Here is a 16,506-nt window from a genome sequence, read left to right on the forward strand (position 1 = left end):
CGACGGCGCGCGGCGGGAAGCGAGGCGATCAAAGCGGGGGCGCGAGACATGAGGAGGATCCGGAAAGGCCGACGCGATTAACGGCCTTCGTAGTTAACGAAGCGTGTCCGTGTGCATTCGGTCAACATGGATGAGGAGCGTGCATCCGTCGAGATTAACCGCACGGCAACCTTAATGGTTTGTAGTCGGTTCCGCACTGACGGTCGGTCGCGTCACGTAGGAGTATGCAATGCGGATCGCGTTTTGGCGCCGGAACAACGACGACAAGGCGAAGGCTTCGGTCGCGACTCGCGAAGCATCGGCCGCAGCCGTCGCCCCGGCATCGCGACCCGACGCTGCGCCCGATATGCCCGCGGTGCCCAAGCCCGCGATCCGGCAGGCGATCTTCAAACGGTCTCCGACCCGCAATCCGGCGCTCGACAAGCCGGCGCCGCTGCCGCCGGACGGCGATATCGACGTCCGGCTGATCGGGCAGGCGCTCGCCCGCAAGAAGCACCTGATCATCGCGCCGACCCTGCTGGCGCTGGTGGTGTCTCTGGCGATCGTCAACCTGATCACCCCGCGCTACAAATCCGAGGCCCGCATCCTGATCGACGGTCGCGAGAACAGCTTCCTGCGTCCGACCGGCGAGCGTGACGATCAGCGCAGCGGGCCGGATCCGGAAGCGGTGGCCAGCCAGGTCCAGCTTCTGCTGTCACGCGAACTGGCGCTCGACATCATCAAGAAGAACAAGCTCGCCGAGCGCCCCGAATTCGATCCGGTGCTGAAGGGCATCAACCCGCTGAAGTCGTTGCTGGCGCTGATCGGCATCGGCCGCGATCCGTTCGCGATGACTCCGGAAGAACGTGTCCTGAACGCGTATTACGAGCGGCTGACCGCCTACGCGGTCGATAAGTCGCGGGTGATGGTGGTGGAATTCCAGTCGCAAGACCCGGAACTTGCGGCGCGCGTCGCCAATTCGATCGCCGACGGCTATCTGGTGCTGCAGCAGAACGCGCGCCAGGCCCAGGCCAGGGCGGCGGGGCAGTGGTTGTCCGGCGAAATCGAATCGCTGCGCCGAAAGGTGTCGGAGGCCGAGGACAAGGTCGAGGAGTTCCGCTCCAAGTCGAGTCTGTTCATCGGCACCAACAATACCTCGCTGTCCAATCAGCAACTCGGTGACATCAACGCCCAGCTCGCCAATGCCCGGGCCTTGAAATCCGACGCGGAGGCCAAGGCGCGGCTGATCAAGGAAATGTTGAAGAACGGCGGTCCGATCGAGGCGTCGGAAGTGCTGAACTCCGAATTGATCCGCCGGCTGTCGGAGCAACGCGTCACGCTGCGGGCCCAGCTCGCCGAACAAAGCTCGACGCTGCTCGGAGGCCATCCGCGGATCAAGGAGCTGAAGGCGCAGCTTTCCGATCTCGACCAGCAATTGCGCGACGAGGCGGTGAAGCTGTCGCGCTCGTTCGAGAACGACGCGCGGATCGCCAGCAGCCGGGTGGAGAACCTGTCGGCGAGTCTCGACCAGTTGAAGAAGCTGGCGTCGGCGAGCAACGGCCAGGACGTGCAGCTCCGCGCACTGGAGCGTGAGGCCAAGGCGCAGCGCGATCTGCTTGAATCCTATCTGGCGAAGTATCGCGAGGCGACGACGCGCGAGAGTCTCGACCGGACGCCGTCCGACAGCCGCATCATTTCGCGCGCGATCGTCTCCAACACGCCGGACTATCCGAAGAAGTTCCCGATCGTGCTGATCGCGACGCTGGCGACGCTGCTGCTGACCTCAGGCGGCATCGCGGCCGGTGAACTGCTGCGGATGACCCAGCCGCGACCGCGCAACGCTGCTGTCCCTGTGCTGGACGATCCCAGGCCGGCACCGCAGCCTGCTGCCGTTGCGGCTCCGAAGGCTGCACCGACTGAACCCCTCTCGCAGACTGAGACAGTCGCGGCGGCGCCTCCCATCGAGTCCGCGCCGGTCGCAGTGCCCCAAACCGCAATTCCGGCACCTGCGCCGTCCGACGAAATCGAGGCGCTGGTCGCGCGGTTGCAGAGCGTCGGGGAGGGCGGCCGCAAGCTCACCGTGCTCGGCACCGGCGCGACCGATTCCGTCACCACCACCGCGCTGGTGCTGGCGCGCCGGCTGGCGCGTGACGCCAAAGTGGTGCTGATCGACCTGTCCGAATCCTCCGCAATGCTGAAAGCCGCATCGAGTGATCCGTCGGCGCCGGGGCTCGCCGAGCTGATGCTCGGCGAAGCGGCTTTCGGTCAGATCATCACCCGCGATCGGTCGTCCTCGCTGCAACTGGTCAGCGCCGGCAAGCCGGGATTCGATCGCCGGCTGCTCCATCTGCCGCGTTTGTCGCTGGCGATCGACGCGCTGATGCGGGTGTACGACCACGTGCTGCTGGACGCCGGCACCGCGTCGGATCTGCCGGCCGAGCTGTTGACGTCGCTGGCCCAGGCGGTCGTGGTGCCGGCGCCGACCATGTCCGGCGAGGCCCGCGCCAGGATGGCCGAGCAGCTCGTCGCGGTCGGTTTCTCGGAAGTGACGATGCTGCGCGCGGTCGAGCCGACCGACCCGGTGGAGCCGGGGCAGCGGTCCGCTGCCGCATAACTCGGAGATCGGGTCCGAGAGCAACGCCCGGGGAGCGTCCCGGACCTTGGCGCCTGCGATCGTTCGGTGACGTCGCGCTTCAGCGCGGCAGCGTCGCGCGCAGGCGCTGCACCATGCGCATCAGGGCAGGGCTGTGCTTTACCGCGTGCTTGCCGCGCCCCAACGCCGCCAGAGCTGGCGCGGCGATCCGGCCGCGTCCGGTCAAGGCGACGAAGCTGTCGAAGATCGGATCGAGATCCTTGCAGAACAGCTTCTTGTAGTCGTCCGAGCCGATGCCGAGATCGATCCGGCGATAGCCAAGCGCCGCATAGTGATCGACGATGTGACGCATCAGGATCAGGCCGGGGCTGTAGCGTGCCGCTTCAGACAGCGTGTAGGTGTTGAACATCATCGAGTAGCGACTGCCGTCGTCGACACCCGCATACATCGCGATCATCTCGGCGTCGGATTCGAGCGCATGAATCTCGATCGCCCGGCCGCCGCCGGCGAGCTCAGCGGCGCAGGCCTGTCGGATGAAATCGGCGACACCCGGTTCGGCGAAAACGTTCGGCAGATTCTGCGCCGCCATCCGAACCGGCTTGATCCGGAAGAACGCCTCGAGCAGCCGGTCGATGTCGGCCTGGGTGCGGGCCTGGCCGTAGCGATAGCCGGGCAGATCCTGCAGCTTGCGCTCCTTGCCCTTGAGCCTGCGGCGGAACGAGTTGCTGATCAGGTCGTTCGCCGCGGCCCCGACCGGCAGCAGCAGCACCGGGCAATCGTTGACCGAAGCCTGGTGCGACAGTTGCGCCAGCGGATTGGGCAGATCGTTCCAGCGCAGCGGCTGCTGCTGCAGAGCCAGCACGTCGGCGCCGCCAGCCCTCCGCAGGCCATCGAGCAGCGCCTCCAGATCGGACACGTCGGCGCTGAGCGCGAAATCACGTCGCCATAACGGCATGTTGAAGGTCGCGTGCTTGCCGCCGAGAAAACTCGCCACGCGGACACCAAACTTGTGTTCGACACCGAGCGGCATCAGCAGCAGCGGCTGATCCTCCGCATCCCGCGCGATCACGACAAACGGCTCGATGCGCTCGGCGTTTCCGACATGGCGCAGCCAGGCGCTCAGGAAATCGAACCGCTGGTATGGCGATGAGTATTGGCCAGTCTGCTCGAGCATGCGCCAGACCGGCTCGGCGGCCGCGAGGTCGCGAACGACCTCGACGCGGGCGATCCGGCTCCGCAATACAGCCGCGCGATCGGCGGTCCGGGCTTCAGTCAGCACGGCCATCATCGTCATCCGGCAGTCCAATGAGAGTAAACAGAGTGCGATACGAGCACGTGCGGACCTTTACAAACAAATCTCAACAAAGCGTAATGACTCTTCACCAAACTGGTGGCGATCGCTAGGCCGCGAGGGAATAGCCTTGTCGAACAACGGCTGGTGGACGGCGTCACGACTGCAATTCACGTATTTCAGCGGTCTGGCGCTGGCCTCGGAATGGAACGGCCGTGGCGCCGGGGTGATCCTGCGGTTCGACCGGGTCCGACCGGCGCGGCGCGACCGGTTTCAGCCGCTGCGCGCCCGCGAGGTCACGCCGCAGTTTCTCGACGGGTTGCTGCGCGCGCTGACGCGGTGGAATTGCCCGGTGATCTCGATCGACGAGGCGTGCGCCCGGAGCGCGCGCGGCGGATCGCCGGGGCGTTTCGTCTGCCTGACGTTCGACGGTGGCTCGCGCGACATTGCCACCTACGCCTATCCAATCCTGGCGCGGCACGGCGTGCCGTTCACGGTGTATCTGCCGACCGCGTTTCCCGACGGGGTCGGCGAAGCCTGGTGGTTGGCGCTCGAGCAAGTGATCGCGCGTAGCGATCGGCTCGCACTACTGATCGATCATAGCGAGCGTCGGTTCGACACTGCGCGCCATTGCGACAAGGTGCAGGTGTTTCACTTTCTCGCAAGCTGGCTGCGCACGATGGCACCCGCAGCGCTGACCGCGGCGATCCAGGATCTGTGCAAGCGCTATTCGGTGGATCTCGCCGCGGTGACGCGCGAGGCGGTGATGGATTGGGACGACATCGGCCGGCTTGCAGCAGACCCTGGCGTCACCATCGGCAGCGCCACGGTGAACTATCCGGTGCTCGCCAATCTGTCCGACGTGGTAGCGCGCAAAGAGATCGCGATGGGCCGCGCGGTGCTTCAGGCGGCGCTCGGCCGCGATGCGCCGCATCTCGCATATCCGTTCGGAGACCGCGGCAGCTTCGGACCGCAGCACGTCGCCTCGGCGAAAGAGCAGCGGTTCGCCAGCGCGGTGACCACGCTTCCCGGTGTGATCGGTCGCGGCGCGCTCGATCCGCTGGCGCTGCCGCGGATTGCCTGGGACGGCCGGAAGCACTCGCTGCGCGGCCTGCGGGTGATTCTGTCGGGTCTGATGCCGGGAGCAGCGCGCGGCATCGGGCCGAGCGGGTAGGGCGCGGCACCGGCTCATGGCGCCGGCGCGACATCCTTGGCGTGGTTCTGCAGATACGCGCGGAGCAGTGCGACTTCCTCGCCGTCGAGGGCGGTCAGCCGCTTCATTGCGTTGACGTGGCCGATCCAGGCGTCGGCCTTGGCGCTGCGCGGCGGTTTCAGCGCATGGCACAGCGTGCAATTGTCGTCCTCGATCCGCGCCGCCAGCGTCCATAGCGAGTCACGGGAAGTCACGAACCGCCCCGGCGCGGCGCCGACCACGAGCCGCACCCGCGTCCAGTGATCGTCGGTGTCCTCGTCGGTGACGCTGTCCAGCGTCTCGATTTGCGTCCGTGCAGCCTCGGTCAGGGTTGCGGCGAGGATGCGTTTGCCGAAGCGTTGATAGAGCAGCTCGGGCGATCCCTCGCGCTTCCAGCCGGTCAATTCCAGCGTCAGCCGGTCGGGACCGACCGCGCGCACCGTCACCGCGGTGCTTGCGGCGAGTTCGCCGGCGCTCTGCTCGGTATCGCCGAGCCGAAGCGGCACTGAACCGATCGCGTACAGCGTCGTGCCCGGCGTCACGACGAGCTTGCCGGCATCGGCTTGCAGCGCGGCGAACGCCTTGCGATGTCCGGCGGTGACGTCAGGCATCTTGTGGGCGATGCCCTTGTGGCAGTCGATGCAGGTTTTGCCGGCCTTCATCGCGTCCTGCATCGCGCTCGCTGCCTTCGGGGTCTGCTTGTGGAAGTCCATCGCGTCGAAGGCGTGACAGTTGCGGCATTCACGGCCGCCGTTGGCACGCATCCGGTCCCATTCGTGGCGGGCGAGTTCATGACGCTTCGCCTCGAATTTCTCGCGCGTGTCGATGCTGCCGATCGCCCAGTGATACAGCTCCTTGGTAGCGGTCACTTTGCGGATCAGCATCGGGCCCCAATCGCGCGGCACGTGGCAATCGGCGCAGACTGCGCGGACGCCGGAACGGTTGGTGTAGTGCGCGGTGGTCTTGTATTCCTGATAGACGTTGTCGCGCATCGCGTGACACGAGGTGCAGAACCCCAGGCTGTTGGTCGCGTGCATTGCGGTATTGAAGCCGCCCCAGGCGACCACGCCGCCGGCAGCGGCCAGCAGCACGACGAGCGCCAGCGGGCCGGGCCGCGCCAGTCGGCTCCAGATCGACGTCATGACAAGGTTCCGTCGTAGCGACTTGGGCGCGGCGAGCGGACGGCGTTTGAGCTCCGCCGTCCGCGCCACATCTTTGCGACCGCGCTCAGTCGAACGGCTTCGGCGGCACCGTCTTGTCGCTCGACGGCGGCAGGATCGGCAGCTTGAAGTCGGGCTGGTCGCCGGTCAGCGTCTTGAGGAAGGCGACGATCTTGGCGTTCTCGTCCGGCGTGAATTTCTTACCGAGCTGAATCCGCCCCATGGTATCGACCGCGTCGGACAGCGTCTGCGCCGCGCCGTCGTGGAAGTAGGGGTAGGTCAGTTCGACGTTACGCAGCGTCGGCACCTTGAAGTTGAAGCGGTCGGCTTCCTCCTTGGTGACGGCGAAGCGGCCTTCGGCCGGGTTGTCGGTCTTGTACGGCTCGACCACGCCCATTTTCTGGAACGTGTTGCCGCCGACGGCTGCACCGTTATGACAGCCGGTGCAGCCGGAATCCTTGAACAGCTCGTAGCCGGCGCGCTCGGTCGGCGTCAGTGCTTTCTTGTCGCCCTTCAGCCATTTGTCGAACCGCGAGTTCGGTGTCACCAGCGTCTCTTCGAATGCCGCAATCGCGCGAGTCACTTCGTCGATATCGACCGTGCTGTTCTGGCCGAACACGGTTTTGAATTCGGTGACGTAGCCGGGGATCGACTTCAGCAGGTCGACCGCCAATTCGTGGGTGAACGCCATTTCGCCCGGATTGGCGATCGGTCCGCCGGCCTGATCCTTCAAGGTCAGCGCCCGGCCATCCCAGAACTGCGCAACGTTGAGGCTGGCGTTGAGCACCGTCGGCGAATTGATCGGCCCCTTCTGCCAGTTGTGGCCGATCGAGGTCTTCAGATTGTCCGACCCGCCCATCGACAGGTTGTGACACGAGTTGCAGGAGATGAAGCCGGACTTCGACAGTCGCGGATCGAAGAACAGCTTCTTGCCGAGTTCGACCAGTTTCTGATCCTTCACCACCGCCGGCTTGATCGGCGAGATTGGCTCGTCGCTCGCTGCGCGGGCAGGGACCGACAAGGTGACGGACAAAGCCGTCGCCAGCAGCAGCGTATGTGCGATTTTCATGAGAACCCCCACGGCAGGATTGGCATCGAAGGGGGGACCGACGGTCGCTCCGCGACGATGCGGAAGTGCCGCTAGAGTAATTCTTATTCGCAATGCGTTGCTTTGATCGGGGTCAAACGCGGCGCCGCACAACACCGCTTCCGCCTCGTCCAACTACCGGGAATGGCTGCGGTTTTTTGTCGCTCGGGCATCCCTGAGGGCTGCCTTAGCCGAAAGTCAAAGACGTATTCGCATTTGCAAAAGCGGCAGTCCGGACACTCCGGACCGCCGCTTTGTCACCAAGGCCCGGGTCAGTCTTCGAGCAGGCTGCGCAGCATCCAGGCGGTTTTCTCGTGGACGTCGAGCCGCTGAGTCAGGAGGTCGGCGGTCGGCTGGTCGTTGGCGTCCTCGACCAGCGGAAACAGCTCGCGTGCGGTGCGGGCGGTGGCTTCCTGCGCCGACACCAGGTGCCGGACCATCTCCAACGCCTTCGGCTGACCTTCGACCTCGGCGATCGACGCCAGCTTGACGAACTCCTTGTAGGTGCCCGGCGCCGGGAAGCCGAGTGCGCGGATCCGCTCGGCGATCTGATCGAGCGCGGTCCACTGCTCGGTGTACTGCGTCATGAACATCGCGTGCAGCGTGTTGAACATCGGTCCGGTGACGTTCCAGTGAAAATTGTGCGTCATCAGGTACAGCGTGTAGGAATCGGCAAGCAGCCGGGACAGGCCGCCGGCGATCTTCTCGCGCTTGTCTTCAGGAATACCGATATTGATCTTCGCAGGCTTGGTCATGTGCGGTCCTTGTTGATAGCGAGCCGGCGTGAGCCGGCCGCCGTAGATATATACCGTCTGACGGTAACGCGCCCGACGTGGGGCAAGGGGAAAATACCCCGAAAACCACCGAAATCAGCCTGAAATGTTGTCCGCCGCGATCATTGGCAACGTGATGCGGTACGCAATTACTAATCATTGTCATCAATCAATTTTCATACGCCTCGCATTTACAGGGCCTGTAAACAAAATGCTTTGACCGCGACGCGTTAGCAATTGCAGTTAGTCGACCGATGGAATTCATCGGGGGCTACTAATGATTGGGTGCAATACCGCGTCGCATCGCCGCGGCGGTCGGGGTCGGAGGCTGAAGGCTTCGCTTGCGGCAGCGGTCGGGGGACTGGCAGTAACTGCGATGGCAGCGTCGGCCGAGGAGTTGCCAGGCTGGCTGACGTATGCGCAGGGGCCGTCACAGACCGCAACCGCGCTGGCGGCACCGGCTGAGGCGGCGCACGACGATGTCGACACCGAGCACATCTTCGGCTTCAGCATGGGCTCGGATATCGGCAAGAAGGGCGAGATCGAACTCGAGATCGAGAACGTCGGCCGGTTCGGACGGCGGTTTGGCTCCTACACTGGCGTCGGCGTGCTGTCGCAGGTCAAGTTCACGCTGACTGACAATTTCCGCGTCGCTCCCGGCGTAAGCTTCGCTTCGACCCAGATCAGCGGCGTGCCGGGCATGATCGACAACCGCCGCACCGCGGTCGCCGGTGCGTCGATGGAGTTCCGTTACAAGCTGCTCGACCGCGACGTGATGCCGTTCGGCCTGACTCTGCACGCCGCGCCCGGCTGGAACCGGGTCGACGAGCTGACCGGCTTCGACGCTCAGATCTACGGCACCGAATTCGCTGCACTGATGGACAAGGAACTGATCCGCGGCACGTTGTTCGCCGCGTTCAACCTCTGGTACTCGGGCGGAGCCTCGCGCGATCTCACCAATACCTGGTCGCACGACTCGGAATTCGCCGTACAGGGCGCCTTGTCGTACAAGGTCAATTCAATGCTGATCGTCGGCGCCGAGGCGCGCTACGTGCGGGCCTATGGCGGGCTCGGGCTCGACCGCTTCTCCGGCGACGCGGTTTATGTCGGCCCGACCTTCTCGGCACATCTCACCGACAGGATCGGCCTGTCGGGGACCTGGAGCACCCAGGTGGCGGGCAAGGCCTGCGACGATCCGCGGCACCTCGACCTCGACAATTTCGAGCGGCACCAGGCGATGCTGCGGTTCAACTATCTGTTCTGAGCCGCCCGCCTCACGACAAACGACAACGCCGCCATCGGTGAGCCCGGTGGCGGCGTTGTTCATTCATGAGATCATTGCCTATTCGGCAGGGTCGGGACGCGACATCCAGGTCACCAGCGGCATCGCGGGCAGGACCCAGCCGAGGCCCGCCACCATGTAGTAGATCGCCTGCAACCATTTGGACTCGGCGATCACAGGGACTTGCGCGAACGCCATTGCAGTCAGCGACCACACGATCGCCAGCAGCAGCAGGCCGACGGTTCCGATCAATTTGCGGGTTCGAATATTCATCTCTCGCTCACACGCCGTTGATGCGTTCTCGCAACGCCTTGCGCGTAAGAACGGCCGGACTATAGAGTGCGGAAAAATCCGTTCAAGGGATGCTTTATGACCATCGCCGCGGCGCCGCCACCCTCACGAGCCCGCGCGGTGCGAGTCTGGCTGTTGCTGGTGGCGGGATTGATCGGAGTGATGGTGCTGGTCGGCGGCGCGACGCGGTTGACCGAATCCGGGCTGTCGATCGTCGAATGGAAGCCGGTCACCGGCACGCTGCCGCCGCTCAGCGAGGCGCAGTGGCGAGCCGCGTTCGACGGCTACAAACAGATCCCGCAATATCGCGAACTGAACGCCGGCATGACGCTCGATCAGTTCAAAACCATCTTCTGGTGGGAATGGAGCCACCGGCTGCTCGGCCGGGTCATCGGCATCGTTTATCTGCTGCCGTTCCTCTGGTTCCTGTGGCGCGGCGCGATCGGTCCGCGATGGACGCGGGCGCTGTGGATCGTTTTCGGCCTCGGCGCGCTGCAGGGCGCGGTCGGCTGGTGGATGGTGGCCTCGGGACTGTCGCAGCGGACCGAAGTGTCGCAGGTCCGGCTCGCCATCCATTTGACGCTGGCACTGATCATCTACGCGGCGATCGTGTGGACGGTGTGCCGGATGACGGACCGGGTTCGCGTCGCGGCACCGCTCCGGCTGAAGGCGACGGCTCTGGTTCTGCTCGGGCTGACGTTCGTGCAGCTCTTTGCCGGCGCGCTGGTCGCCGGCCTGCGCGCCGGACGGCTTTACAACACCTGGCCCGAGATCGACGGCGCGCTGATCCCGGACGCGGCCCGGCTGTGGTTCGAAACCCCGTGGTGGAAGAATCTGTTCGACAATCATCTCACCGTACAGTTCGATCACCGCATGCTGGCCTATGCGCTGTGGGCACTGGCGGCGCTGCACATGATCGACGCGCTGCGGACGGCGGCAGGGACCGCGGCGCGCGGCGCGGTCCTGCTGTTCCTGGCGCTCACCGCGCAGGCCGTGCTCGGCATCCTCACTGTGCTGTACGCCGCGCCGATAGATCTCGCCCTGGCGCATCAGGCGATGGCGCTGGTGGTGCTGACGCTGGCGGTGCTGCAGGCGGAACGGCTGACGGCGACGAGAGTGGATCGCACCGCGCTCGATCGCGGCCGTGCCACGCAACTGGCGGTCCCGTCCAAGCCATTCCCGTCGGCATAGTCGCTGCGGCCGGCTACGGCTTCGCGGTCCTGCTCGTTCGCGCGGGCTTTCGCGCACCGGTTCGACGCGACGATAAGAGTTCAGCAGCAATCCGGCTGCGAGCGGTTTTGGTGACGACGCCCAGCAGCAGCAGGCGCGTTGCCAGATGCATCTCCTGGGCGAAGCGCTTCCTGTTCCAGTTCACGGCGAGCCAGGCCTCCGTGGTCGAGGCCATCGCACGCAGCAGTACCTCGGTGAAGGCCTCGTCATCGACGACGCGCTCGATTTCACCGGCGTCGACTGCGGCGCGCACTATCGCGCACCACAATTGCTGCCCTTCGGCAAGCATCATTCCCCGGAGCTCGGCGGCGTGCTCACCCTGCATCGCGGCGTAGAGACCGCGATAGAACGCAGGCTCTGCGCAATAGTGCTTCACCACCAGATCGATGGCCGCCTCGAGTTGGGCGAGCGGCGATCCCGGGGACCGGGTCGCGAGGCGGGTTTCGAACGCGGCGAACTCGTCCCGAACGATCAGCCGCAACAAGTCGGCCTTTGTCCCGACCAGATTGTAGGGCGTCGCCGGGCTCACGCCCGCGCGCTTGGCGAGCTGGATCATTGAAAACCCGGCCCCGCCGGATTCGCGGATCAGGGCGTGCGCGGCTGTGACCAGCCCGCGCCGCCGCGATTCCAGAGTGGTTGTCGATAGCGTCATCTCATGCCGTGTCTGCTGGGATGTTCTCGTAGTAGGGAATCAACACGTCGTTGCTGCCCTCCTGAACCTGACCGAGCATCGCCACTGTCACAGGATGGACCACGTCGGCATCCGTCATCACCTCAATAAAGGCCGGTCCGCTGCTGGCGAAGGCGCGCTCCAGCGCCGGCGCGAGGTCGGCAAACCGGGTCACACGCTCGGCATGACAACCGAAGGCCTGAGCGATGTTGGCAAAGTGCGTTCCACCCAGTTTCGAGATCACATGATAGTTGCTGCCGAACATGATTTGCTGGCCGTGGATCGACATTCCCCACACTTCATTGTTGAGAACCACGGTGACGATCGGCAAGCGGTGCCGGACCATGGTGTCGAGTTCCTGGAGGTGGAATCCAAACGCGCCATCGCCGGTCAGGTGGATCACCCGGCGGTCCGGAGCTGCGAGCTGGGCACCGATCGCGAACCCGGGTCCGATCCCCAGGCAGCCGAGATAGCCGTGACTGATAACCGCCCCCGGCCGATCGACCACCGCTGCCGCAGCGCCCCATGATGCGGATTCCCCGCCATCGAACACATACATCGCCCCCGGCCCAGCGGCTTCGGCGACCGCACGAGCCGCGTGGTAGGGATGGATGCCTTGCGTGGTCTCACGATCGGGAAACATCGTGGCAAACAGCCCGGTTGCCGAGACCGCCTTCGCCCGCCACCCTTCCAACTCGTTGAACTGGTCGCCTTTCAGAGCAGCGTCGAGCGCGCGCGTCGCCTCGGTGCAGTCCGCCAGGATGGCCAGATCGACGTCGCGGATCCGGCCCATCTCGGCCGCATCGCCGTGGATCTGCACCAGGGTTGCGCCATGCGGCACCACAACGCCTGAACGTCCGCCGAGCAGCAGGCCGAGTTTGCCGCCCAGCAGGATGACCAGATCCGGCCGATTGATCCCCAGCATCGGCAACAAGGCGAGGTTGCCGGCCGCACCGCCATTGCAGGGGTGGCCCGGCGGCAGGATGCCGGCCGCCAGCGACTTGGTGAACACCGGCAACGGCACTCTGGCACACAGTGCTCGCAGCGCCTCCGCCGTTTCGTGATTGGCAGCGCCATTGCCGGCGATCAGCACGGGGCGCTTGGCCGCCCGCAGCAGCTCGACTAATCGCGTAACCTCAGCCGGGGCGGGCGCGGGGCGCGGATTGACACCGACGCCGGCCGGAGGAGTGGCGCGCGAAGCGGAGACGCTCATATGCAGCACGTCGATCGGCACTTCGAGCAGCACGGCACCCCGCGGCAACGTCATCGCCTTGCGGATCGCCATCGCGGTGAGATCGGCGATCCGCTCCGTGCTGGGGATCGAGAACGCCCATTTCACCGCCGGCCGCGCGATCGCAACCTGATCGATCCCGCCTTGCAGCGGATTGGTTTCGATCTCGCGCTGCGGCGGCGCGCCGACGATGAACAGCACCGGCGAACCATCGAGCTGCGCGTTGGTCATCGCCGAGAGTGCGTTGGTGAAGCCGGGCCCGGCTGTGACGAGGCAGGCCCCGAGCTTGCCGGTCGCACGCGCATACGCATCGGCAGCGTGGCCGGCCGACGACTCGTGGCGGAAATCGATCAGGGCGATGTCTTCCTCGATGCACCCCTTGAGCAGCGCTTCGAGATGGCCACCGTGCAGCGCAAACGCTTGGCTTACACCAGCGGCCTTCAGCGTCTTCGCCAGCAATTGTCCGCCGACCAGGCGATCTTGTTCTGCCATCTCATTCCTCCCTGTTGCAGCGTCTGCAGCGCTGTTATTATAGTGGCCTATAATTATAAACATCGAACGGGGAGGACAAGAGGATGAATGAGCGCACGCGCTTTGGTGGAAAAGTCGCGGTGATCACAGGCGGAGCATCCGGCATCGGCGCTGCGACCGCGCGGCTTCTTCACGCGGAAGGCGCGAGCTTGGTGATCGGCGATCTCGACGTAGCGGCGGGCAATGCCTTGGTGGCTGAACTCGGGGCCGAACGCGCACGGTTCATCATCACCGACGTGTCCGATTTCGGATCGGTGAAAGCGCTGATCGACGGCGCGGTAGCCGCCTTCGGGCGGCTCGATGTGCTGGTCAACAACGCCGGGATTGGCAGCCTGTCATCGATTGCTGCACTGCCGGTCGAAGACTGGAAGAAGGTCCTCGCGATCAATCTCGATGGCGTGTTCTTCGGCTGCAAAGCGGCGCTGCCGGTGATGGTCGCGCAGCGGGCAGGGGCGATCGTCAACACCGCCTCGGCCTCGGGCTTGGCCGGTGATTTCGGCTTCGCTGCGTACAACGCCGCAAAGGCCGGCGTCATCAACTTCACCCGCACTGCAGCAATCGATCATGCGCGCGATGGCGTGCGGGTCAATGCGGTGTGCCCCGGTCCTGTCGACACCCCGATCCTCGCCGGAATTCAGGGCATCCCGGGTCTGCGGGCCGACTGGGAAGATCGGGTGCCGATCGGCAGGTTCGCCAGGCCAGCGGAGATTGCGCACGTCATCGCCTTCCTCGCCTCTGATGCCGCGTCCTATGTCACCGGCGTTTCCGTGCCGGTCGATGGCGGATTGACCGCGCACACCGGACAACCCAATCTGCCGAAGGTGATGGGCGCCGTTCAATGAAGGCCGTAGTCAGGCGTGACGGCCAACTGGTCGACACGGACATCGCCGAAGTCACACCGGGCGAGGGCCAGGTGCTGGTGAAGACGCTGGTTTGCGGAATTTGCGGATCGGACCTTCACGCGCTTCATCATCTCGATCACATGATTGCACTCACGCGCCGCGCCGGCGGACGCCCCAGCCTCGACCCGTCCCAGGACGTTGTGTTCGGCCATGAGTTCTGCGCCGAAGTGATCGACCACGGTCCTGGCTGCAACAAGACGCTGCCTCCGGGCACCAAGGTGGTTTCAGTGCCGGCCGCATTCGGCCCGGCCGGTAACGAACTCGTCGGCTACTCGAACCGCTTTCCCGGCGGCTTTGCCGAACGAATGGTGTTGCAGGAGGCGCTGCTGCTCGAGGTGCCCAATGGACTTGACGACGCGCGCGCTGCGCTCACCGAGCCGATGGCGGTCGGCGCGCATGCGGTTGCCAGTGCACCGTTGACACCGCGCAGCGTGGCCTTGGTGATCGGCTGCGGACCGGTCGGTCTGTCGGTCATCGCGGCGCTCAAGGCGCGGGGGATCGGTCCGGTCATCGCCAGCGATTTCTCACCGCACCGCCGCGCCGCTGCGGTGGCACTCGGCGCCGACGTGGTGATCGATCCCGGCGAGCATTCGCCGCACGATCGCTGGGAGGCTCTCGATGTTCCCGCCACTTTGGCGAGCTTCAGCGCCGCGACCCTGCAGGGGCGCTCAATTCGCGATGCGGTCGTGTTCGAGTGCGTCGGCGTGCCGGGCATGCTGCAGCAACTGATCGAAAAATCGCCGCCAACGGCCACCATCATTGTGGTCGGCGTCTGCATGGAAAGCGATACGATCGAGCCATCGCTGGCGATCAACAAACAGCTCTCGTTGCGGTTTGTGTTCGGCTACAGCCCCGCTGAATTCGCCGCCACGCTGCACGCGATCGCGGAAGGACAGTGCGACGTCTCCCCGCTGATCTCCGGGACGGTCGGGCGCGGCGGCGTGGCTGCCGCCTTCTCGACACTGTCGAAGGCCGACGCCTGCATCAAGCTCCTGGTCGATCCCGGCCGGGCTTAGTCCCTGAGAGCCTGACCGGAAATGCGGGCAGCAAATTGAACAGCTTTCCTAAGCCGTTCAATTGACGATTAGTTTCGTCATGGCCGGGCTCGTCCCGGCCATCCACGCCTTGCTTGCTGTTTTCGCTGCAAGACGTGGATGCCCGGCACAAGGCCGGGCATGACGGGTTGAAACGAAAGTGCTTGATTTCATTGCCCGCATTTCAAGTCAGGCTCTGAAGATCCTTGGTCAGTCCGTTCTTCGAATGGATCTGCGTCACGATCCTCGGGGCCGCCAAGTTACGGCGGCTCCGGCGACTTCGATCGCGGCAACGAATGCCGTCATGCAGAGCCGCTATCGCCACTTCTCGCTCCACGCGCTGATTGCGGGCGACAGGAACGCCAGCGGCCAGATGAATTTCGGCCAGCGCGGTTCGACCAGACAGACCAACACGGCGAGCGTAAACAGCGCCAAGGAAAATGCCGGCGTCGCCAGCTTCAGCCAGTCGCCGCGCGGCGCGACGGCAAAGGCCCACAGCGCGGTGTTGAACAGCGCGATCAGCCACAGATTGAAGCCGTACAGCGTAGTGACGTTCGGCGAGTCGTAGTTGTTGCCGTACAGGCCGCAGGTCACCGGCAGCAGAATGATCGACAACAGGAAGAACAGATTGCCGATCACCTCGCTGCGTCCGGCGTGGGTGGCGTAGGCCAGCCTCTGCTGGTGGCTGTACCAGAACATCCCGGCGACGATGAAGCTGAGCAACAGCGTCGAGACGAAGGCGCCGTACACGTGCCAGAGCTCGCGCCATTGCGGGTCGGCGCCGGCGAATTTCTCGCGCGGCGCCTGATAGGCCAGCAGCGTCATCGCGACGCCGAATACGGTGTTGCTGAGCGCTTCCAGCCGCCGCAGTTCGAAATGACCGCTGCTCATCGCCGCCCCCTCGACGACGCTGCCTGAGTTCTTTCCCGGTTAACCGCCCAGCGCCTGATCGAGGTCGGCGATCAGGTCGTCCTTGTCCTCGATACCGATCGACACCCGCACCATGTTGGGCGCGGCGCCGGCGGCGGTCTTCTGGGCGTCGTCGAGCTGGCTGTGGGTGGTCGAGGCCGGGTGAATGATCAGCGAACGGGTGTCGCCGACATTGGCCAGATGCGAGAACAGCTTCAGACTGGCGACGAGGTCGACGCCGGCCTGATAGCCGCCCTTGAGGCTGAAGGTGAACACCGCACCTGCACCCTTCGGCGCATATTTGCGGGCGAGGGCGGCGTATTTGCTGGAGGCGAGGCCGGAGTAGTTGAC

General features: G+C 65.0%; 15 protein-coding genes. 6 read left to right on the forward strand and 9 right to left on the reverse strand.

Annotation, left to right across the window (positions count from 1 at the left end):
• Positions 1–229: 229 nt before the first annotated feature.
• The gene (locus DU475_RS08790) at positions 230–2,593 is read left to right on the forward strand and encodes a GumC family protein (protein WP_164631759.1); all 2,364 of its coding nucleotides are present in this window, start codon (positions 230–232) and stop codon (positions 2,591–2,593) included.
• A 79-nt stretch (positions 2,594–2,672) separates the two neighbouring features.
• On the opposite strand, the gene DU475_RS08795 is transcribed toward DU475_RS08790, so the two are convergent.
• Complete coding sequence (locus DU475_RS08795) at positions 2,673–3,866, reverse strand: GNAT family N-acetyltransferase (RefSeq protein WP_164631761.1); 1,194 nt, start codon at positions 3,864–3,866, stop codon at positions 2,673–2,675.
• A gap of 127 nt (positions 3,867–3,993) precedes the next feature.
• On the opposite strand from DU475_RS08795, the gene DU475_RS08800 reads away from it, so the two are divergent.
• Positions 3,994–5,037, forward strand: coding sequence for a polysaccharide deacetylase family protein (locus tag DU475_RS08800; RefSeq protein WP_164631763.1), 1,044 nt, complete (start codon positions 3,994–3,996; stop codon positions 5,035–5,037).
• 14 nt (positions 5,038–5,051) lie between these two features.
• Here the strand turns inward: DU475_RS08800 and DU475_RS08805 are convergent, their stop codons facing one another.
• The 3 genes from DU475_RS08805 to DU475_RS08815 form a co-directional block, all read right to left on the reverse strand.
• A complete protein-coding gene (locus tag DU475_RS08805; protein WP_164631765.1) occupies positions 5,052–6,197 on the reverse strand; it encodes a NapC/NirT family cytochrome c in 1,146 nt (381 codons plus the stop codon).
• Between the two features lie 85 nt (positions 6,198–6,282).
• The gene (locus tag DU475_RS08810) at positions 6,283–7,284 is read right to left on the reverse strand and encodes a cytochrome-c peroxidase (protein ID WP_047308113.1); all 1,002 of its coding nucleotides are present in this window, start codon (positions 7,282–7,284) and stop codon (positions 6,283–6,285) included.
• 290 nt (positions 7,285–7,574) lie between these two features.
• Positions 7,575–8,057, reverse strand: coding sequence for a Dps family protein (locus tag DU475_RS08815; RefSeq protein ID WP_013502453.1), 483 nt, complete (start codon positions 8,055–8,057; stop codon positions 7,575–7,577).
• A 394-nt stretch (positions 8,058–8,451) separates the two neighbouring features.
• On the opposite strand from DU475_RS08815, the gene DU475_RS08820 reads away from it, so the two are divergent.
• Positions 8,452–9,339: a DUF6662 family protein gene (locus tag DU475_RS08820; RefSeq protein WP_164631767.1), complete on the forward strand. Its 888-nt coding sequence runs from the start codon at positions 8,452–8,454 to the stop codon at positions 9,337–9,339.
• 78 nt (positions 9,340–9,417) lie between these two features.
• On the opposite strand, the gene DU475_RS08825 is transcribed toward DU475_RS08820, so the two are convergent.
• On the reverse strand, positions 9,418–9,630 hold the full coding sequence (locus DU475_RS08825; RefSeq protein WP_047308111.1) for a DUF2842 domain-containing protein: 213 nt from the start codon (positions 9,628–9,630) through the stop codon (positions 9,418–9,420).
• 96 nt (positions 9,631–9,726) lie between these two features.
• Between DU475_RS08825 and DU475_RS08830 the strand changes: the two genes are divergently transcribed.
• A complete protein-coding gene (locus DU475_RS08830) occupies positions 9,727–10,839 on the forward strand; it encodes a COX15/CtaA family protein (protein WP_164631769.1) in 1,113 nt (370 codons plus the stop codon).
• Between the two features lie 13 nt (positions 10,840–10,852).
• On the opposite strand, the gene DU475_RS08835 is transcribed toward DU475_RS08830, so the two are convergent.
• Entirely contained in the window at positions 10,853–11,530 is a 678-nt protein-coding gene (locus DU475_RS08835; RefSeq protein ID WP_164631771.1) for a TetR/AcrR family transcriptional regulator, read from the reverse strand.
• 1 nt (position 11,531) lies between these two features.
• Positions 11,532–13,271, reverse strand: a complete 1,740-nt coding sequence (locus DU475_RS08840; RefSeq protein WP_164631772.1) for a thiamine pyrophosphate-binding protein — start codon at positions 13,269–13,271, stop codon at positions 11,532–11,534.
• An 83-nt stretch (positions 13,272–13,354) separates the two neighbouring features.
• On the opposite strand from DU475_RS08840, the gene budC reads away from it, so the two are divergent.
• The gene (budC, locus tag DU475_RS08845; protein ID WP_164631774.1) at positions 13,355–14,152 is read left to right on the forward strand and encodes a meso-2,3-butanediol dehydrogenase; all 798 of its coding nucleotides are present in this window, start codon (positions 13,355–13,357) and stop codon (positions 14,150–14,152) included.
• Entirely contained in the window at positions 14,149–15,228 is a 1,080-nt protein-coding gene (locus tag DU475_RS08850) for a zinc-binding dehydrogenase (protein ID WP_164601278.1), read from the forward strand. The genes budC and DU475_RS08850 overlap by 4 nt, the downstream gene beginning before the upstream one ends.
• A 333-nt stretch (positions 15,229–15,561) precedes the next feature.
• Here the strand turns inward: DU475_RS08850 and DU475_RS08855 are convergent, their stop codons facing one another.
• On the reverse strand, positions 15,562–16,137 hold the full coding sequence (locus tag DU475_RS08855) for a TMEM175 family protein (protein ID WP_013502445.1): 576 nt from the start codon (positions 16,135–16,137) through the stop codon (positions 15,562–15,564).
• Between the two features lie 39 nt (positions 16,138–16,176).
• Positions 16,177–16,506 (reverse strand): PLP-dependent transferase (locus tag DU475_RS08860; protein ID WP_205524291.1); only part of this gene is annotated, 330 nt, incomplete at its 5' end.

Source organism: Rhodopseudomonas sp. WA056, assembly GCF_010906995.1.
Lineage (GTDB): Bacteria > Pseudomonadota > Alphaproteobacteria > Rhizobiales > Xanthobacteraceae > Rhodopseudomonas > Rhodopseudomonas palustris_G.